Genomic DNA, 18,829 nt, shown 5'->3' with positions numbered 1-18,829 from the left:
TCACATAAATAATAGTAGTGTTAATTTGTTAAGGCATGGTAAGTTCACCAGCTTCAATAGCTTTTTCTCCATTTGCTGTAACGCTTTTGTAGAATCTAAAAAAAGGTTTTTTGTCTTCACGTTTTAAAGTAATAAGCGTGTTTTCTTTTACTTTTTCTACAGCCGTAACTTCTACTTTTACACCTCTTAATTGTTGAAAATTGGCTATAACTCCTCTTTTTACAATAATATTTTTTTTAGGAAAATTAATGTGTTTACTGTTAATAGGTTTGCTAATAATTAATTGATTGCCAACCTCAATAGCTGGTTCGTTTGTTGTGCTTTGAGCATTAACGAAGTTTAGAGATGTTAGAATACCTAATAAGAATACCGTTTTTTTCATGGGTTAAAATTTTTAAGTTCAAATTATTAGACCTAAAATATTAATAATAATGCATTACTATCTTTAAAAAATGTTAAACTATCGAATTATAATAGTATTACTATTACATTTGTAAAATATTTTTAGATAGTAAATAGATGGATGAGTTCTTACAAAGCTTTAAAATTATAATTAACGAGAAGATTTACGTGAAGGATCCTGAATCAACAGATTTAGGGAAAAAAATTATTGAGCAAAGTATTTTACTTATACATGAAATTGGAATAGAGAAATTTACTTTTAAAAAATTAGGTGTTGTCATCGGTTCAAACGAGAGTTCTGTGTATCGTTATTTTGAAAATAAGCACAAGTTGTTGTTGTATCTAACATCTTGGTATTGGAGTTGGGTAGAATATAAATTGGTCTTTTCAACAAATAATATAACAAAGAGTAAAAAAAGATTAACCATTGCCATTGAAAATATAACAATGAGTATCGAAGAGGATTCTACGTTCTCACATATTAATGAGGTTATTCTACATAAGATTGTAATTAATGAATACTCGAAATCATACTTAACTAAAGAAGTTGATATTGAAAATAAGAACGGATATTTTGTTATTTATAAGAGGTTAATATCAAGATTGAGTATGATGATATCTGATTATAATCCTGAGTATGCTTTTCCGTCTAGTTTGGCAAGTACCGTTTTAGAAGGTTCTTTACATCAATTTTTTTTAAAAGAACATTTTCCAACCCTTACAGATTGTCATGAACCGCAATCACCAACTCAATATTTTACACAACTAGTACTTAAAACATTAAAATAATGGCAAACCCAATATTAACTCCCTGGCAAAGATTAGTCGGCTTATTAAAGCTTGATAAAAAAGATATTTTTCAGACATTTTATTATGCAATATTTGCAGGTATTGTAAACCTATCATTGCCTTTAGGTATACAAGCGATTATAAATTTAATACAAGGTGCAGAAATAAGTACCTCATGGATTATTTTGGTGATATTAGTAACCGGTGGTGTCGCTTTTGCTGGTGTTTTACAATTAATGCAAATACGAATTATTGAAAACGTACAGCAGAAAATTTTTACTAGAGCTTCATTTGAGTTATCATATCGTTTCCCAAAAATAAAAATGACGGAATTACGAGATTATTATCCGCCAGAACTTGCTAATCGTTTTTTTGATACCATTAATATTCAAAAATCAGTATCTAAAGTATTGTTAGATTTTCCAGCCGCTTTACTACAGATTCTTTTTGGGTTGATTTTGCTTTCTTTTTATCATCCATTTTTCATTTTATATGGATTACTATTACTTATATTAATTTATATAGTTTTTAAGTTTACAGCTAAAAGAGGTTTGGAAACTAGTTTGCAAGAATCTAAATACAAATACAAAGTAGCGCACTGGATTCAAGAAATTGCACGCTCACTTATTAGCTTTAAGCTTTCAGGAAAAACCAATCTTGCTTTAAAAAAGAATGATGCTTTGGTTGATGATTACTTAAAAGCTAGAGAAAGTCATTTTAGAATTTTGGTCATTCAATTCATACAAATGATTGGTTTTAAAGTACTAGTTACTGCTGGTTTATTATTAATTGGCGGTTTGTTGGTGTTAAACCAAGAAATGAATATTGGACAATTTGTAGCGGCAGAAATAATCATATTATTAGTAATTACTTCGGTTGAAAAATTAATTCGTGGTTTAGAGACTATTTATGATTTACTAACTTCAATTGAAAAATTAGGACAAGTAGTTGATAAAAATTTAGAGTCACAAGAAGGTGAATTGCCGTTAACTGATGAGACTGATATTACGATAGAATTAGATAATATTTCATACAAATTGTACGGATCTGATAAAACAATGATAAAAAATTTATCATTAAAAATCTTACCTAAAACAACAACTTTAGTTAGGGGTGGTAATGGTTCAGGAAAAACAACATTGTTACGTTTGATCTCCGGACTTTTAGAACCTACTGAAGGTAATGTGTATGTCAATGATGTTTCGTTACAAAATATAGTACCTAATCATTATAGGTCTTTCATTGGGCAATCATTAACTGAAGAAAGTACATTTGAAGGAACTATTTTAGATAATATAACTTTTGGTTGTGATACTGTCTCTCAAGAAGATTTGTATTGGGCAATTGAAAAAGTAGGCCTGTCTAGTTTTGTAAAAGAACAATCAAAAGGTGTAAATGCCTTTTTATTCCCTGAGGGACAACAAATACCCTATAATATTACAAAGAAAATTGTATTAGCTAGGGCTATTGTAAATAAGCCAAAACTTTTAATATTAAAAGAACCATTAGATCAATTAGATGAGCAAGATGTTATAAGAATAATTGATTTCTTGACTAATAAAGATAACCCTTGGGCTTTAATTGTGGTTAGTCATGATGCACGATGGTTGAATGCTGTTGATAGAACAATAGTACTGGGTAATGGTAGAATAATTAACGAAAAATAATTTGTTATGCTTAATATTTCAAAAAACAAATTTAATCAAGATCATAACCTTGGTAAATATAAAGCATTAGACCGAGCTTTTAATGAGAGGGATTATCCGCATTTTAATAGGTTTTTAATGGCTTCGGCAATATTTGGTATTATTGTTTTGTTTTTACCTTGGACTCAAAATATAAGAGGTACAGGAGCTTTAACAACTTTAAAACCAGACCAAAGGCCTCAAACTATACAGTCGCCAATACCTGGTAGAATTGAAAAGTGGTATGTACAAGAAGGTGATTTTGTAAATAAAGGCGATACTATTCTATTTATTTCAGAAATTAAAAATGAATATTTTGATCCTCAATTAGTTGAGCGTACAGGTAGTCAAATTAAAGCCAAAGAAATGTCTGTTGAATCATACACAGGCAAGGTAAAGGCATTGAATAATCAAATTAATGCTTTAACAAATGAGCGTAGTTTAAAATTGCAACAAGCAAAAAATAAACTAATGCAATCAAAACTTAAAGTACAGAGTGATAGTATTGATTTAGAAGCTGCTCAGACAAATATTGATATAGCTGAAAAACAATATGGTCGTACAGTAAAACTACAAGAAGAAGGTTTAAAGTCGTTGACTGATGTTGAGCAGAAAAAGCTTAAATATCAAGAAACTCAGGCTAAGTTAATTTCTCAGCAAAATAAATTATTGGCTAGTAAAAATGAGATTATAAATGCTGAAATTGAAGTTAGTAGAGTACAAGCTACTTATGCAGATAAAATCTCAAAAGCGCAAAGTGATAAATTTACAGCACAGTCTAATCAGTTTGATTCTGAAGCTCAAGTAAGTAAATTGGAAAATCAGTTTACTAATTACGAAATGCGTAATGATTTATATTACATAAAATCGCAACAAAGTGGTTATGTGAATAGAGCAATAAAAGCAGGCCTTGGTGAAACTTTTAAAGAAGGTGAACAGCTGGTGAGTATTATGCCAGATTATTACGAAAAAGCTGTTGAATTATACATTGCCCCAATGGATCTTCCTTTAGTGCATAAAGGCGAAAAAGTACGTGTGCAGTTTGACGGGTGGCCGTCAATTGTGTTTAGTGGTTGGCCAAATGCATCTTTTGGTACGTATGGTGGTGTTGTAATTGCTATAGAAACTTTTATAAGCGCTAATGGGAAGTATCGTATTCTTTTAGAGCAAGACCCCAATGATGAACCTTGGCCAGAACAAATTCGTGTGGGTTCAGGTGTTAGTGCTATTGCTTTGTTAGAAGATGTTCCAATTTGGTATGAATTATGGAGACAATTAAATGGTTTTCCACCAAACTATTATACGCCTGAAACCAGTAATGAAAATGCAAAAAAATGATAAAAAAATATACTTTTTACATATCATTATTTCTTAGTTGTAGTTTTTTAAATGCTCAAAAATTAGATGCTTCAATTTTAGAATTTGAAGAGTATTTGGGTTACGTTAAAAAATTTCATCCAATTGCAAAGCAAGCAGATTTACTAATGCAATCTGGGCAAGCTAAATTAATGAAATCTCGTGGTGGTTTTGATCCTAAAATAGAAGTTGATTTTAGTAAAAAGGAATTTAAGGGCACAACATATTATGATAAATTAAATGCTACTTTTAAAATTCCTACTTGGTACGGAATAGATGTAAAAGGTTCTTTTTCTCAAAATGATGGTACGTATCTAAATCCTGAATATACAGTGCCAGAAGATGGTTTGTATAGTGCAGGTTTAAAAATGTCTATTGGGCAAGGTTTATGGATTAATGATAGAATGGCGACTTTAAAAAAGGCTAAATTTTACAAAGAGCAATCAAAAGCAGATAGAGAAATTACAGTAAATCAAGTTTTGTACGATGCTTCAATTGCTTATTTTAACTGGTTACAAGCTTACAATGAAAGTTTAATTTTTGAAAATTTTTATAAAAATGCACAAGTACGTTTTAGTGGGATAAAAAGGAGTGCTGAACTTGGGCAAATAGCAACGATTGACACAGTTGAAGCTAAAATTACCATACAAAATAGAGCTTTAAGTTTAGAGCAGGCAAAATTAAATTTAATAAAAAGTAAACTTGAACTTTCGAGTTTTTTGTGGTTAAATGATGTACCTATTGAATTGCAAGAAACGATAATACCTGATCAAAATTTGGTAGAAGATATTGATGTTACTTTAGAAATTTTAGGAAAGCCATTAGATAGTTTTACGATTGAAAATCACCCAAAATTAAAGTCTTATGAGTATAAAATAAAAAGCTTAACGGTTGATAAAAATCTGAAAGCAAATAAGTTGTTGCCTAAAATAGATGTAGAATATAATTTTTTAACGGAGACACCAGGTGAAATAAATTCTTTTGAAACTGAATATTATAAAGGCGGAATTAATTTTCAATTACCACTGTTTTTAAGAAAAGAACGTGGTGATTTAAAGCTGGCAAAATACAAGTTGCAAGATGCAAAATATGATAAGGATAATGTCCAGCTTCAAATAAGAAATAAAATTGTCTCTTTATACACTGAGTTAGATTCTTTTGAGGTTCAAAATGAATATATTTTTGATATTGTTACAAATTATAGAGCATTATTAGCGGCTGAAGAGCGCAAATTTAGCTTTGGTGAAAGTTCTGTTTTTTTAATAAATTCAAGAGAAAGTAAACTTATTGATGCGGAATTAAAGCAAAATCAAATACAAAATAAATTTTTTACCGTAAAAGCTAAATTGTTTAATAGTTTAGCGTTGAGTCTTGAAAATCTATAGTAGTTTTATAGTATAAAATTAGTCCTACTATGCCTAATACAAAAAACAAAGGATTAAAAGAGCTTTTACAAGCAAGGTCTTATTTAAACCGTTCTCGAGTTCTTCGTTTGCGTTTTAAAACATTTATTAAAGACTTTTTATTAATATTTATAGGTATATTTTCTGCGGCCTTTGGTTTAGAAAGTTTTCTGTTACCTAATAATTTTATCGATGGTGGAGCAACAGGTATTTCGCTTTTAGCAACAGGAGTTTTTAAATTGCCTTTATCATTACTAATACTTTTGGTGAATATACCATTTGTATTTCTGGGGTATAAGGTAATAGGTAAATCATTTGCTATTAAAGCAAGTATTGCAATTTTGGGTTTGGCAGTTGTGTTGGCAACTGTGCATTTTCCTGAGGTAACTCAAGATAAACTTTTAGTAGCTGTTTTTGGAGGTTTTTTTTTAGGTGCAGGTATTGGTTTGTCAATTAGAGGTGGTGCGGTTTTAGATGGTACAGAGGTGTTAGCTATCTATTTGAGTAGAAAGCTGAGTACAAAAATTGGTGATATTATTATTTTAATCAATATTGTTATCTTTTTAACCGCAGCTTATTTTTTATCCGTTGAAACTGCCTTGTACTCTATGCTAACGTATTTATCTGCTTCTAAAACATTAGATTTTGTAGTTGATGGTATTGAAGAGTATAATGGGGTTACTATTATTTCTGCAAAAAGCGAAGACGTAAGAATCATGATTACTGAAAAGCTAGGTCGTGGAGTAACAGTGTACAATGCAAAAGGTGGTTATGGTAAATTAGGAATTCAAAAAGATTATGATGTTATTTATACTGTTGTTACAAGGCTGGAAATTAGAAGATTAAATATCGAGGTTTCTAAGATTGATGCCAATGCTTTTATTGTAATGCACAGCATAAATGATACTCGAGGTGGTATGATTAAGAAAAGACATTTGTAAGTTTTTTTAACTTTTTTCTACAAACCTGATGTAAATCAGTTTTTTAGCTGATTACAGTATTTAATTTTATATCCCAAATAAAACAAATCAAACATGCTGGAAAATAATAACATCGTAAAAGATACCACTACAATAATAGAAGATAGTTTGCCAAAAGCTATTTCATATGAAGAATATAGAACTATGGTGGCTAAATTAGTTGAAGAGAAAAAAGCAACTGGTATTGTACAAACGGAAGCGCTAACTAATTACACGATGCTTAATGATAAACGTATGAAACGTTTAGATAAAACTACAAAGTTTAGTGATGAGGCAATTGCTAAAATTGAAGCTTTTAATAATAAAGTAACTTGGTTAGTACTTACAGAAAGTTGGTGTGGTGATGCTGCGCAAACCATGCCAGTAATGAATAAAATGGCCAATTTAAATGATAATATAGATTTTAAAGTAGTTTTGAGAGATGAGAATACTGAGCTTATGAATCTGTTTTTAACCAATGGTGGCATGTCTATACCAAAGTTGGTAATGCTTGATAGTGAAACTAATGAAGTTTTAGGTGATTGGGGACCAAGACCTAGCGAGGCCACAAAAATGGTTGAAGATTATAAAAATACGCACGGTACTTTAACTCCTGAATTTAAAAAAGATCTTCAAATGTGGTACACAAAAGATAAAGGGCAAAATACTTTAAATGATATTTTAACGAGCTTTTTCTTGAAATAGATAAGTAATAGTGCCTTTTTGAGAAGCTTTGCTTGTGCTGTTAAAACGTGCTTTTTTAGCATAAGCAATTGCATTATCTATCAAACAGCCATTTTCAGTGGTTGAACTTTTTTTGTTGTAATCAGCTTCAATAACAGTACCGTTATTATCTACTTCAATATTAATCACAATTTTACCACCTTCAATGCATGTATAAATTGGAACAGGTAATTTTCTATGGCTTCTTTCTACTAATGAATAAGAAATTGAGGTTCTACGTTTTGCTAAATTATTTGTAGGTACATCTTTTTGAGCTTCACGTTCGCCTAATAGTTCCTTTTTTTTACGACGTTTTTCTCTGAGCTCTTTCAAGCTAGCGGCATAATTGCCTGAGCTTGCATCAGAAGTTAACAATTCTGATTGTTCATCAGTATCAGAGCTAAGTTCAGATTCTTCCATTAACTCTTCAAGTGTTTTTAAAGGCTCAGGATTTCCATAACTTGCTTTTGCAGTTTCGTTATATGCTTGATGACTTTTTACTGATTCAGATTTAGATTGCTCTTGTTCAACTTCTTCTTCAATCAGCTCTTCTGGAATTTCTTCCATCATAGCTAACTCAACAGTGTATTCTTCTTTTTCTTTTTCGCTACCTAAATGTATGTTGTACAGCACCAACACCACGATAGACATGGAAAAAAAGGTTATAAGTAAAGAAAGTTGACTTCTGTTTAAATTCATATTTCTAATAACCACTTTTTTAGAATATTATTTTAAAAAATCGTTGAATGGCAACGTTAAAGCTTTTTTTTCTAAGAATCAGCTTCTGGTAGTGCTAATAACTTATTAAAATCTTCTGTGGTTATAGCATTATTTACGTCGAAATCACCTATTTTGGTTCTTCTTAAAACTGTTAAATGTCCGCCAGAATTTAAAGCTTTTCCAAAGTCATAAGCCAAAGAGCGTATGTAAGTTCCTTTGCTACAGACTACTCTAAAATTTACATTATTACCATCAATACTTGTAATTTCAAATTCAGATATGGTAATCTGACGTTTTTTAATTTCTACTTCTTGGCCTTCGCGTGCATATTCATATAAGCGTTTACCGTCTTTTTTTAATGCAGAAAAAATAGGCGGTACTTGTTCAATTTCACCTATAAATTGAGTAGTAGTATCTTTTATTAATTGTTCTGTTATATGATCCGTTGGGTATGTTCGGTCAATTTCAGTTTCTAAATCGTAAGATGGTGTAGTTGCACCTAAAGTAATAGTACCGGTGTATTCTTTTGCTTGCCCTTGCAGTTCACTTATTTTTTTAGTGAATTTACCTGTGCAAATAATAAGTAAACCAGTAGCTAAAGGGTCTAGTGTACCTGCATGACCAACTTTTATTTTTTTAAGTTCAAACCTTTTTCGTATACTCCATTTTATAGAGTTTACTGCTTGAAAAGAAGACCATTTTAATGGTTTATCAATAAGTAAAATTTGTCCGTCTAAAAAATATTCTTTCGTTTTCAATAGGTATACTTTCTAAGATTTAAGCTAAATATCCGTGCGCAATAGCAATAATACCAACTATTAAACAATAGATAGAAAAATAAGAAAGCTTACTTTTCTTTACTAATTGTATCATCCAAGTACAGGCCGCTAAACCAGCAAGAAAGGCAGCAATAAAACCTGCGCCCATTGCAACATTATGATCGCTGTTAAAAGTTAATTCACCACCAACTAAATCTTTCCCAATTTTACCAAATATTAACGGTACTACCATTAAAAATGAAAAACGAGCCGCTTTAGTTTTGTCAACACCTAAAAGTACTGATGTTGAAATTGTAGCGCCGCTTCGTGAAATACCGGGAAGCATGGCAATAGCTTGTGATATACCTACTATAAAGGCATTTTTAAAACTTACTTTTTTCTCGGTGTCTTTAGCTTTATCAGCAAAATATAAAAGCACTGCAGTTATAACTAGCATAAAACCTACAAAGCGAACGTTACCACCAAAAAAGCTTTCTAGCTGCTCTTCAAAAAATAAACCAATCAATACGGCTGGTAACATTGATATAATGATCTTTAATGAAAACTGTGTTTCTTCGTTCCATTTAAATTTAAACAGACCGCCTAATATTTCTAAGATATCTTTTCTGAAAACTACAATAGTACTCAATGCGGTTGCAAAGTGGAGTACTACGGTAAATAATAGGCTTTCTTCTGGTACAGAATTATCACCTAAAATAGCTTTCCCTAATTCCAAATGACCACTAGAAGAGACAGGTAAGAATTCAGTTAAACCTTGAATTATACCTAGGATAATAGCATCTAAAGTTTCCAATTATTTTTTCTTTTTTGGGTTTAGTAAAATAGCGTAAACTTCTATTCCTAAACCTATTAGTACTAAGGTTGGAGCTAATCTAATACGTCTGAAACTATAAATTTCAGGGTTAAATACATTGGGGTCATCGCTACCGCCACCACTCATAAGTATAAAACCTATTGTAATAAATGCCAATCCTATAAACATGAACATGTAATTTTTCTTTTGAAAAATAAATTCTTTTTCAGAATTGGAGTTATTGTTGTTTTTAGCCATGCTGCAAATTTAATAATATAATTCGTCTGTCCTAAGATTTAAAAAACGTTGTGTAGCAAAATAAGTGCTTATTAATGAAATTAATAGCCCTAAAATAAAAACACTACTAAAAAGTATAGCAATTATCACGGGGTCGTTAAGTAAACCTAGTTCAGGAAAATTATCATTAATGTAATATAGTGTACCTGCTAACGCGGCCATTGCTACCAAAGCACCTAGCATACCTAGTTTTAAATTGGTCCATATAAAAGGCTTGCGTATAAATATTTTTGTAGCACCCACCATTTGCATGGTTTTAATAATAAATCGTTTTGAATAAATTGATAATCGAATAGAACTATTAATAAGTAATACTGCTATAAAAGTGAAAATACCACTGGCAACTAAAATCCAAAAACTAATACGTTTTACATTATCATTTAAAAGCCCAATTAAAGGTTTGTCATAACTAACTTCAGCCACATAATTTTTGCTTGAAATCTCATCGGCAATTTCCTGTAGTTTTTCTGGAGTAACAAAATCGGCATTTAAGTGTACATCAAGTGAATTTTTCAACGGGTTATACCCTAAAAAATCTTGAAAGTTTTCACCAATATCTTCACTGTGTTGTATAGCCGCTTCTTCTTTAGAAACATAAACAGCTTCTTTAGCGTATTCGGCCATTGCTAAGCTTTTTTGAAGTTGATCAACTTCTACTTGTTTGGCAGTATCTTTTAAGAAAACAGATATGGTAATTTGCTCTTTAAAGTGGTCGGCCATTTTCTTGGTGTTTAAGACTAATAAGCCCAATATTCCTAACAGGAAAAGTACAAGCCCGATACTTAAAACTACTGAGAAGTAGCTTGATATTAATTTTCTTTTTTGAAAACGCTCAAAAGATTTACTCATAAATTCACTTAAACAATACGTAAAAATACTAAAGTAAATTTAATATAAAATCTATCTTAACACTTTACTGTACTATTATTATAAATTTTGTACTAAAAAGTTCTTTTGGCTATCTTTTCGCCTTTCCTATAATAAACTTATTTTTGCTTCGCATTAAAACCAGCAAGGTTTAAATAAACTTTATATAATGAACTACGATTTCAACGAAATTGAAGCCAAATGGCAAAAATATTGGGCAGAAAACCAAACGTTTAAAGCAGCAAACAATTCTGATAAAGAAAAGTTTTATGTATTAGATATGTTTCCTTATCCATCAGGTGCAGGCTTGCATGTTGGGCATCCGTTAGGGTATATTGCTAGTGATATTTATGCGCGTTATAAAAGACACAAAGGTTTTAATGTATTACACCCAATGGGGTACGATTCTTTTGGTTTGCCTGCTGAACAATATGCAATTCAAACTGGGCAACATCCAGCTGATACAACTAGGGTTAATATAGATGGAGGTTTTGATAAAGAAGGTAATGAAATTAAAGGGTACAGAAAGCAATTAGATGTGATGGGTTTCTCTTTTGATTGGTCTCGTGAAGTACGCACTTCTAATCCTGATTATTACAAATGGACACAGTGGATTTTTATTCAGTTGTTTAACTCATGGTATAATAATGATAGTAATAAAGCAGAGGATATTTCAACTTTAATTGCTCTTTTTGAAAAAGAAGGAAATACAACGGTTAATGCTGTTTCTGATGAAGATATAGAGGCTTTTACAGCGGAACAATGGAAAGGTTTTGATACTAAAAAAAAGCAAGAAATACTATTACAATATAGACTTACTTATTTAGCAGATACTGAGGTAAACTGGTGCCCTGCATTAGGTACAGTTTTAGCGAATGATGAGATTGTTAATGGCGTTTCAGAACGTGGTGGGCATCCGGTTATTCGTAAAAAAATGACACAGTGGAGCATGCGAATTTCTGCATATGCGCAACGTTTGTTAGATGATTTAACTACGGTGGATTGGCCACAACCTTTAAAAGATTCACAAACCAATTGGATTGGTAGAAGTCAAGGCGCATCGGCAATTTTTAATGTTAAAGATCACGATGATAAAATTGAAGTTTTCACTACAAGACCTGATACTATTTTTGGGGTTAGTTTTATGACTTTAGCTCCAGAACACGATTTAGTGTCTAAAATTACAACTCCAGAACAAAAAGAAGCGGTTGAAGCTTATATTGAAGCTACTGCAAAACGTAGTGAGCGTGAGCGTATGGCCGACGTAAAAACCATTTCTGGTGTTTTTACTGGTGCATATGCAGAACACCCTTTTACAAAAGAGCCAATTCCTATTTGGATTGGTGATTATGTACTAGCAGGTTACGGTACAGGAGCTGTTATGGCAGTGCCATGTGGTGATCAGCGTGATTATGATTTTGCGAAACACTTTAATATTACAATACCTAATATTTTTGAAGGTGTTGATATTTCTGAAGAAGCTTTTGCTGATAAGGGTAAAACAGTAATTACTAATTCTGATTTCTTAAATGGCTTGCCGTATAAGAAAGCAATGAAATTAGCCATTTACGAATTAGAAAAAATAGGTCATGGTAAAGGTAAAATTAACTACCGTTTGCGTGATGCTGTTTTTAGTCGTCAGCGTTATTGGGGAGAACCTTTCCCGGTATATTATGTTGATGGAATGCCTCAAATGATTGATGCAGAACATTTACCAATTGCATTGCCAGAAGTTGAAAAATACTTACCAACAGAAACAGGTGAGCCACCTTTAGGTAATGCTACCATTTGGGCTTGGAATACAGAAACGAATGAGGTTGTTGATAACAGCGAAATAAATAACACGACTGTTTTTCCATTAGAATTAAATACCATGCCAGGTTGGGCTGGGAGTAGTTTTTACTTTAACCGTTATATGGATCCAAATAATGAGAATGAAATATTCTCAAAAGAAGCTATCAATTATTGGCAAGATGTAGATTTATACATTGGTGGTAGTGAACATGCTACGGGTCACTTACTATATGCACGTTTTTGGCAAAAATTCTTGTTTGATAAAGGTGTAGTGCCTAAAAATGAGTTTGCTAAAAAACTGATCAACCAAGGGATGATTACCGGGACTAGTGCTTTAGTTTATAGAATTAATCTAAAAGTAGTTGAAAAATCAAAAATTATTCTAAGGGAAAAAGGAGAAGCAATTATTCCAAAAGAGGCGTTTAAGTATATTTCTGTTAAGTCAAATATATTTGCATCTTATAAATTATTAGATTCAATTTCGAGTAAAACTGTTACTTCTTCTAATTCAGTTATTACTGCAGAAAACATAGAATTAGCTATAAAATTGATGAGTATTTTTAAAGTAGAAAAAAATATAATTGATTTAATTAATGATGGCTCGCATATACTAGACATCAGTTATGATTGTATTCGTATTGATGTAAATAATGTGGATGCTTCAGATAAAATTATTGATTTTGGAAAGTTGCGAGATTGGAATGATTTTCAGCACGGGAATTTTATAGATGACATTGGTGTAATTATTAAAAATGTTGGAGAATTTACAACAGGTAGAGAGGTTGAGAAAATGTCTAAACGTTGGTACAATGTTGTAAGTCCGGATAGTATTTGTGTAGAGTATGGTGCTGATAGTTTGCGTTTGTACGAGATGTTTTTAGGACCGTTAGAACAATCTAAACCTTGGAATACTGCAGGTATTACAGGTGCACATGGTTTTCTTAAAAAGTTATGGCGTTTGTATGTTGATGACAACGGCGTAAAAGTTACTGATACTGAAGCATCAAAAGACAGTTTAAAAACATTACATAAAACCATTAAAAAGGTAGAAGAAGATATTGAGAATTTCTCATTCAATACATCGGTTTCAACTTTTATGATTGCGGTAAATGAATTGTCCTCTCAAAAATGTACGAGCAGAGAAGTTTTAGAGGCGTTAATTATTCTAGTTTCACCTTATGCGCCACACATTGCAGAAGAGTTATGGAACAAATTAGGGCATTCTGAATCTATTTCTACGGCACCTTTTCCGAAATTTGAGTCATCGCACTTGGTAGAAAGTAGCAAAGAATATCCAGTTTCTTTCAACGGAAAAATGCGCTTCAAATTAGAATTACCGCTTGATTTATCTAAAGAAGAAATTGAAAAAACGGTAATGGAGCACGAAAAAACTCAAAAACAATTAGCAGGTAGAACTCCTAAGAAGGTAATTATTGTTCCTGGTAAAATAATAAATATAGTTGGTTAATATTTTGATATTCAATTATTTGCGTTGTAATTTTAACAGTTAGGGCGTAAATAATTGTGACTTTAAGATCAATTGCGATATTTATGTTAAAAAGTCTTAAAATTTTTATTTTTTGTTAAAAAAAATTCATCTCATTAAGATTTTCATTAAAGCGTTAGGTTGCAATTGTTAAATGTTTGTTTCTTAAACATTTCACGTCATTTTGTTTTTTTTTTAAAATAATTTATCCCAAATTTGGATCGACTAATTATAATAAATGTAACACGAGTGAAGTATATTGTTATGGATGGCAATTTTATTTTTACTCGTGTTTACTATTAACAGAGATGAAGGTGATTTGCGAAATTCAAGTTATTAACATGAATCTCTGTACTGAAAATTCATCATTTTAAAAAACAACCCTCGAAAGATGAAAGTAGGTATTCCTAAAGAAATTAAAAACAATGAGAGTCGAATAGGTATGACTCCTGGTGGTGTTTTCGAACTTACGAAAAACAATCACGAAGTATTTGTGCAATCAACTGCAGGTGACAATAGTGGTTTTTTAGATGAAGATTATATTAATGCTGGAGCAACAATTCTTGAGACTATTGAGGAAGTTTACGCTATTGCAGATATGATTGTTAAGGTAAAAGAGCCAATTGAGGCAGAATATAGCTTAATAAAAAAAGATCAAATTGTATTTACATATTTCCATTTTGCATCAAGTGAGCCTTTAACAAAAGCAATGATTGAGAGTGGTGCTGTTTGTATTGCTTATGAAACTGTTGAAGATAGAGAAGGTACTTTACCATTGTTAACACCAATGTCAGAGGTTGCTGGTAGAATGTCTATTCAGCAAGGGGCAAAATATTTAGAGAAACCAGTTAAAGGTCGTGGACTTTTATTAGGTGGTGTCCCGGGTGTGCCTCCAGGTAAAGTTTTAATATTAGGTGCAGGTGTAGTTGGTATGCAGGCGGCAAAAATGGCTTCTGGTTTAGGTGCGCAAGTAACTATTTTAGATATTGATATGAAACGTTTGCGTTATGCTAATGACGTATTGCCAAATAACTGTACTACATTATTTTCTAACGAATATAATATTAGAGAATTTGTTCAGACACATGATTTAATCATTGGAGGTGTTTTGTTAAAAGGTAAAAAAGCCCCAAATTTAATTACTAGAGACATGCTTAAAACCATGAAATCTGGTGCTGTAATTGTTGATGTTGCTGTTGATCAAGGTGGTTGTGTTGAAACTACAAAACCAACAACACACGAAGATCCCATTTATATTATTGATGAAATTGTACATTATTCTGTAGCGAATATGCCAGGTGCTGTGCCATATACATCTACATTAGCGTTAACTAATGTTACTACAGCATATGCTTTAAAAATTGCAAACTTAGGTTGGGAAAAAGCATTAGCTTCTGATCCTGGCTTGCAAAAAGGACTGAACATATCTAAGGGTGAGGTAGTTTATAAAGAAATTATTGAAGCTTTTGATTGGGTATCATAAATACCTAGAAAATATATACTTATAAAATTCTGACATTTTTTCCTGTTTTGACATTCGGAGAATTTGGCGGGATTTTTGCTTTCTATAAAGTATGTTGCAAAGAGCAGAATCTTTGCTATATTTATTAAAAATTAAAATTATGATACGTTATTATATATTAATAGGTGGTATTGCGTTAATTAGTTGGCTAGTAAGCAATAAACTTAAAAGTAAATTTAAAAAATATTCTCAAGTCCATCTACGTAATGGAATGAGTGGTGCTGAGATTGCCGAGAAAATGTTAGCAGATAATGGTATTAGAGATGTAAAAGTTATATCTACACCAGGTATGCTTACGGATCACTATAACCCATCTAATAAAACAGTAAATCTAAGTGAAGGTGTTTACAATCAAAGAAATGCAGCAGCAGCAGCAGTTGCGGCTCACGAATGTGGTCATGCGGTGCAACATGCTACAGCATATCAGTGGTTAACAATGCGTTCTAAATTAGTGCCAATTGTAAATATTACATCAAGCATGTCGACTTGGGTAGTTTTTGGTGGTTTGGCATTAGGCGCAGCGGCAGGTGTAGGTTTTGGGTATTATGTTGCAGTTGCTGGTTTAGTAATGATGAGTATGGCAACAATATTTAGTTTGATTACACTCCCTGTAGAATACGATGCAAGTAATAGAGCTTTAGCTTGGCTTAAAAATAAAAATATGCTTTCTCAAGAAGAATATGCAGGTTCTGAAGATGCATTAAAGTGGGCTGCAAGAACATATTTAGTAGCCGCTATTGGGTCTATAGCAACATTGGCTTACTGGGCACTTCAAGTTTTTGGAGGTAGTAGGGATTAAATTTCTTTATTTGAAATTAAATAAAAAGCTCCTTTATAAAGGAGCTTTTTTTATATAGATATTTGTCTTTCAATTTGTTGTTCTAGGGAAATGAATGTTTCTGTTCGTGAAACACCTCCAATTTGTTGAATGTCTTTATTTAATACCTGCATAAGGTGTTCATTGTCTTTACACAATACTTTTATCAAAATAGACCAGTTACCTGTGGTATAGTGACATTCTAATACTTCAGGTATTTTTTTTAAAGCTTTTACTGCCATTGGATTACTCATTGCTTTGTCTAAATAAATACCAACATAAGCCATAGTAGAATATCCTAATACTTTAGGGTTGATAACAAATTTAGAACCCGCAATTAATCCTGAATTTTCCAATTTTCTAAGCCTTTGATGTATTGCGGCACCAGATATTCCAATTTTACGTGCTATTTCTAAAACAGGTTTACGCGCATCTTCCATTAAAAAGCGTAATATTTTTTTGTCTATTCCGTCAATTTTAATGTTTTCCTTATCAGATTTCATAATTACTATTTCAATTTAAAACTAAATATACTAATTGTGTTTAAATATATTAGTTGATTTTGTTGTCAATCGAAAATTATGGTTTTAAACTTCAAGGTTGTAACCTAAATATGGTGCTTCTTTTTCTTTAAATATAATGCCGTATTTTTTTAATTCTGATAGAATAGGCGTGTAGACCTCTTTCTGTAATGGAATTTGAACACCAGGTGTTGTAATTTTTTTATTTAAAATTAATAAAGTAGCAATTGCCACTGGTAATCCTACTGTTTTTGCCATTGCGGTGTGAGACCTATTTTCACCCATAACAACCATGTGAGAATCAAGTTGCTTTTTTTTTCCATTGAGTTCGTATCCAAATTTATGATACATAACAATCATATCTTTATCAGTATTTGCAAGTGACCAGCTGTCTTCTAATATAAATTGTAGTACCTGTGCAGGAGTTGCATTTTCTAATGTAATTATCTTAGTGGTATGGAATAAATTAAGCTCTTTTAGTTTTTCCCACATTACATCATCTTGATCAATTTTTAAATAATGGCGTAATTTGAGCTCTACTGTATTTGTGGGAGAATAAGGTAAAAATAGGTTTACAAACTCTCGATAACTCATGCCTCTTGAATTCGCAATAGTATAGCTGTCATCTGTCATTCCTAATTGAACAAACATATTCCATGCTTTTGAAAATCCTACTCTTCTTATAGTCCCTCTATAAAGGGTTAGTGCACTTGTAAGTCCGTAAGCCTCTCTGTACTTTAAAGAATCTCTATTAGGATACACTTCAAATTTCCCAAAACCATCTACTTCAATAAATTCTGTTCTTCTAAATATTTTGTGATACGGAATGTATTTGTAAGTCCCTTCTTGTATGAATTTTGCAGTACCGCCTTGACCAGCGAGCACCACGTTTCTAGGGTTCCATGTGAATTTATAATTCCATAAGTTGGTATCACTTTCAGGCGCTACCAAACCGCCAGTAAAAGATTCGAATAATAGAATATTCCCTCCTTTTTCTTTTATAGTATTAATAACTTGCAATGCACTCATGTGATCTATACCTGGATCAAGACCAATTTCATTCATAAAAATCAGGTTATTTTTTTTGGCTTCCTCATCTAATAATTTAATTTTATCACTTACGTAAGAAGCTGTAACCAAGTGCTTTTTAAATTTAATGCAGTCTTTTGCAATTATAGTATGTAAAAAAGCAGGTAGCATTGACACTACTATATCAGATTGTGATATATGAGTTTCTCGCGTAGGAGTATCAGAACTATCTAATTTAAGTATTGTGAAGTTTGAATGAACTTTAAATTTTACAGGTATTTGTTCAGGGTTTATATCTGCAATAGTAATGTGTAATTTCTCACTATCTGATTGCTCTAAAAAATAGTCTAATAAATAAGATGTTGATTTTCCGGCACCTATAACTAATATTTTTCGAAGCATAGTTTTGTATCTTTATAGTATGATATTCACAGCAAGTGTTGTTGTGTATATAAAATTACTAATAAATATTGTTATGAATAAAACAATTTTTACAACAGGAATTATATTTGGTACTACAGCAGTTATACTTGGAGCTTTTGCTGCACATGGCTTAAAAAATGTATTAGATGTTACTGCATTAGAATCTTTTGAAACAGGAGTTACCTATCAAATGTATCACGCTTTTGCATTAATGATTTTGGGTAGTATTTCTAAAGTTGAACCTCAAAAGAAAAAGCTAGTGTATTGGTTGTACACTATTGGTGTTGTATTCTTTTCTCTTTCTATTTATTTGTTGGCTTTAAATAATTTTTTATCCTTTGATTTTAAGACTATTGCATTTATAACTCCCATTGGTGGTTTATTGTTAATTTTAGGATGGATTTTCTTTGGCATTCGCTATTTTAGATCTTAGTGTTATATTTTATATACTTTTTAATATAATC

At 31.5% G+C, this 18,829-nt stretch carries 18 protein-coding genes; 10 read left to right on the top strand and 8 right to left on the bottom strand.

Features of this window, described 5'->3' with window-relative positions:
• Positions 1-28 precede the first annotated feature (28 nt).
• Positions 29-382 (bottom strand): hypothetical protein, encoded by a 354-nt coding sequence (locus tag KO500_RS03980; RefSeq protein ID WP_215955205.1) that lies wholly within the window; start codon positions 380-382, stop codon positions 29-31.
• A 137-nt stretch (positions 383-519) separates the two neighbouring features.
• Between KO500_RS03980 and KO500_RS03975 the strand changes: the two genes are divergently transcribed.
• The 6 genes from KO500_RS03975 (at position 520) to KO500_RS03950 (ending at position 7,299) form a co-directional block, all read left to right on the top strand.
• A complete protein-coding gene (locus KO500_RS03975; protein ID WP_215955204.1) occupies positions 520-1,191 on the top strand; it encodes a TetR/AcrR family transcriptional regulator in 672 nt (223 codons plus the stop codon).
• Positions 1,191-2,858: a peptidase domain-containing ABC transporter gene (locus KO500_RS03970; RefSeq protein WP_215955203.1), complete on the top strand. Its 1,668-nt coding sequence runs from the start codon at positions 1,191-1,193 to the stop codon at positions 2,856-2,858. The genes KO500_RS03975 and KO500_RS03970 overlap by 1 nt, the downstream gene beginning before the upstream one ends.
• 6 nt (positions 2,859-2,864) lie before the next feature.
• The gene (locus KO500_RS03965; protein WP_215955202.1) at positions 2,865-4,214 is read left to right on the top strand and encodes an HlyD family secretion protein; all 1,350 of its coding nucleotides are present in this window, start codon (positions 2,865-2,867) and stop codon (positions 4,212-4,214) included.
• On the top strand, positions 4,211-5,617 hold the full coding sequence (locus tag KO500_RS03960) for a TolC family protein (protein WP_215955201.1): 1,407 nt from the start codon (positions 4,211-4,213) through the stop codon (positions 5,615-5,617). The genes KO500_RS03965 and KO500_RS03960 overlap by 4 nt, the downstream gene beginning before the upstream one ends.
• A gap of 29 nt (positions 5,618-5,646) precedes the next feature.
• A complete protein-coding gene (locus KO500_RS03955) occupies positions 5,647-6,576 on the top strand; it encodes a YitT family protein (RefSeq protein ID WP_215955200.1) in 930 nt (309 codons plus the stop codon).
• Between the two features lie 93 nt (positions 6,577-6,669).
• Positions 6,670-7,299 carry a thioredoxin family protein gene (locus KO500_RS03950; RefSeq protein WP_215955199.1) on the top strand — a complete coding sequence of 210 codons (630 nt, stop codon included), beginning with the start codon at positions 6,670-6,672 and terminating at the stop codon, positions 7,297-7,299.
• Here KO500_RS03950 and KO500_RS03945 read toward each other — a convergent pair.
• The 5 genes from KO500_RS03945 to KO500_RS03925 all read right to left on the bottom strand — a co-directional run bounded on the left by KO500_RS03945 (position 7,276) and on the right by KO500_RS03925 (position 10,755).
• Positions 7,276-8,016 (bottom strand): hypothetical protein, encoded by a 741-nt coding sequence (locus KO500_RS03945; RefSeq protein WP_215955198.1) that lies wholly within the window; start codon positions 8,014-8,016, stop codon positions 7,276-7,278. The genes KO500_RS03950 and KO500_RS03945 overlap by 24 nt on opposite strands.
• Before the next feature lie 71 nt (positions 8,017-8,087).
• Positions 8,088-8,795, bottom strand: coding sequence for a tRNA pseudouridine(55) synthase TruB (truB, locus tag KO500_RS03940; protein WP_215955197.1), 708 nt, complete (start codon positions 8,793-8,795; stop codon positions 8,088-8,090).
• Between the two features lie 19 nt (positions 8,796-8,814).
• On the bottom strand, positions 8,815-9,609 hold the full coding sequence (locus KO500_RS03935) for an undecaprenyl-diphosphate phosphatase (RefSeq protein ID WP_215955196.1): 795 nt from the start codon (positions 9,607-9,609) through the stop codon (positions 8,815-8,817).
• Positions 9,610-9,867, bottom strand: coding sequence for a DUF3098 domain-containing protein (locus tag KO500_RS03930; RefSeq protein WP_215955195.1), 258 nt, complete (start codon positions 9,865-9,867; stop codon positions 9,610-9,612).
• Positions 9,868-9,876: 9 nt separating this feature from the next.
• Positions 9,877-10,755 (bottom strand): cell division protein FtsX, encoded by an 879-nt coding sequence (locus KO500_RS03925; protein WP_215955194.1) that lies wholly within the window; start codon positions 10,753-10,755, stop codon positions 9,877-9,879.
• A 187-nt stretch (positions 10,756-10,942) separates the two neighbouring features.
• On the opposite strand from KO500_RS03925, the gene KO500_RS03920 reads away from it, so the two are divergent.
• The 3 genes from KO500_RS03920 to KO500_RS03910 all read left to right on the top strand — a co-directional run bounded on the left by KO500_RS03920 (position 10,943) and on the right by KO500_RS03910 (position 16,374).
• The gene (locus tag KO500_RS03920) at positions 10,943-14,035 is read left to right on the top strand and encodes a leucine--tRNA ligase (RefSeq protein ID WP_215955193.1); all 3,093 of its coding nucleotides are present in this window, start codon (positions 10,943-10,945) and stop codon (positions 14,033-14,035) included.
• A 409-nt stretch (positions 14,036-14,444) separates the two neighbouring features.
• Entirely contained in the window at positions 14,445-15,536 is a 1,092-nt protein-coding gene (gene ald / locus KO500_RS03915) for an alanine dehydrogenase (protein ID WP_215955192.1), read from the top strand.
• A 139-nt stretch (positions 15,537-15,675) separates the two neighbouring features.
• Complete coding sequence (locus KO500_RS03910) at positions 15,676-16,374, top strand: zinc metallopeptidase (RefSeq protein ID WP_215955191.1); 699 nt, start codon at positions 15,676-15,678, stop codon at positions 16,372-16,374.
• Between the two features lie 50 nt (positions 16,375-16,424).
• Here the strand turns inward: KO500_RS03910 and KO500_RS03905 are convergent, their stop codons facing one another.
• A complete protein-coding gene (locus KO500_RS03905) occupies positions 16,425-16,895 on the bottom strand; it encodes an Lrp/AsnC family transcriptional regulator (protein WP_215955190.1) in 471 nt (156 codons plus the stop codon).
• 84 nt (positions 16,896-16,979) lie between these two features.
• Positions 16,980-18,344 (bottom strand): saccharopine dehydrogenase family protein, encoded by a 1,365-nt coding sequence (locus tag KO500_RS03900; protein WP_215955189.1) that lies wholly within the window; start codon positions 18,342-18,344, stop codon positions 16,980-16,982.
• Positions 18,345-18,417: 73 nt separating this feature from the next.
• On the opposite strand from KO500_RS03900, the gene KO500_RS03895 reads away from it, so the two are divergent.
• A complete protein-coding gene (locus KO500_RS03895) occupies positions 18,418-18,798 on the top strand; it encodes a DUF423 domain-containing protein (RefSeq protein WP_215955188.1) in 381 nt (126 codons plus the stop codon).
• Positions 18,799-18,829: the final 31 nt, after the last annotated feature.

The organism is Cellulophaga baltica (genome assembly GCF_018861125.1).
In the GTDB taxonomy this organism is placed as follows: Bacteria; Bacteroidota; Bacteroidia; order Flavobacteriales; family Flavobacteriaceae; genus Cellulophaga; species Cellulophaga baltica_A.
This window is presented reverse-complemented; position numbering and strand designations above follow the sequence as displayed.

Excerpts from the sequence above, each read along its gene's own strand:
- KO500_RS03945 (WP_215955198.1), bottom strand. The coding sequence starts at position 8,016 with ATGAATTTAAACAGAAGTCAACTTTCTTTACTTATAACCTTTTTTTCC.
- KO500_RS03960 (WP_215955201.1), top strand. The coding sequence starts at position 4,211 with ATGATAAAAAAATATACTTTTTACATATCATTATTTCTTAGTTGTAGT.
- KO500_RS03965 (WP_215955202.1), top strand. The coding sequence starts at position 2,865 with ATGCTTAATATTTCAAAAAACAAATTTAATCAAGATCATAACCTTGGT.
- KO500_RS03980 (WP_215955205.1), bottom strand. The coding sequence starts at position 382 with ATGAAAAAAACGGTATTCTTATTAGGTATTCTAACATCTCTAAACTTC.
- ald (WP_215955192.1), top strand. The coding sequence starts at position 14,445 with ATGAAAGTAGGTATTCCTAAAGAAATTAAAAACAATGAGAGTCGAATA.
- KO500_RS03895 (WP_215955188.1), top strand. The coding sequence starts at position 18,418 with ATGAATAAAACAATTTTTACAACAGGAATTATATTTGGTACTACAGCA.
- KO500_RS03900 (WP_215955189.1), bottom strand. The coding sequence starts at position 18,344 with ATGCTTCGAAAAATATTAGTTATAGGTGCCGGAAAATCAACATCTTAT.
- KO500_RS03925 (WP_215955194.1), bottom strand. The coding sequence starts at position 10,755 with ATGAGTAAATCTTTTGAGCGTTTTCAAAAAAGAAAATTAATATCAAGC.
- KO500_RS03920 (WP_215955193.1), top strand. The coding sequence starts at position 10,943 with ATGAACTACGATTTCAACGAAATTGAAGCCAAATGGCAAAAATATTGG.
- KO500_RS03970 (WP_215955203.1), top strand. The coding sequence starts at position 1,191 with ATGGCAAACCCAATATTAACTCCCTGGCAAAGATTAGTCGGCTTATTA.
- KO500_RS03975 (WP_215955204.1), top strand. The coding sequence starts at position 520 with ATGGATGAGTTCTTACAAAGCTTTAAAATTATAATTAACGAGAAGATT.
- KO500_RS03950 (WP_215955199.1), top strand. The coding sequence starts at position 6,670 with ATGCTGGAAAATAATAACATCGTAAAAGATACCACTACAATAATAGAA.
- KO500_RS03930 (WP_215955195.1), bottom strand. The coding sequence starts at position 9,867 with ATGGCTAAAAACAACAATAACTCCAATTCTGAAAAAGAATTTATTTTT.
- KO500_RS03955 (WP_215955200.1), top strand. The coding sequence starts at position 5,647 with ATGCCTAATACAAAAAACAAAGGATTAAAAGAGCTTTTACAAGCAAGG.
- KO500_RS03910 (WP_215955191.1), top strand. The coding sequence starts at position 15,676 with ATGATACGTTATTATATATTAATAGGTGGTATTGCGTTAATTAGTTGG.
- KO500_RS03905 (WP_215955190.1), bottom strand. The coding sequence starts at position 16,895 with ATGAAATCTGATAAGGAAAACATTAAAATTGACGGAATAGACAAAAAA.